The 278-nt window shown below is 51.4% G+C and carries 1 pseudogene; it reads right to left on the bottom strand.

From position 1 onward, the window contains the following. Positions 1-278, bottom strand: a pseudogene (locus KDM89_RS22220) (DNA mismatch repair protein MutS); the annotation flags it as partial.

Genomic DNA, 278 nt, shown 5'->3' with positions numbered 1-278 from the left:
ATCAATCAGTTCAGGCGCACACCAGTTATTCTTGCTGGCATGTGCTGCCAGGCTGACCAGGGTATCGAGACTGGCGACCGCATGAGCGATGGTCTGCAGCTGTGCGATATGCGGTAAACAATCCTGCAATAACTGCTCGTAGAGAATTTTTTCCCTGACCAGTGCGCGCTCTTGCGCAGACAGCGCCTTGTCTTCAAAGGCTTTTAATTCTGGCGTGATATAGCGTTCAGCATTTTTCAGGGTTTGACGGCGTCTGTAGTTGTCCGGCACTTTATCCG

This window comes from Cognatundibacterium luofuense (genome assembly GCF_018139685.1).
In the GTDB taxonomy this organism is placed as follows: Bacteria; Pseudomonadota; Gammaproteobacteria; order Burkholderiales; family Burkholderiaceae_D; genus Undibacterium; species Undibacterium luofuense.
This window is presented reverse-complemented; position numbering and strand designations above follow the sequence as displayed.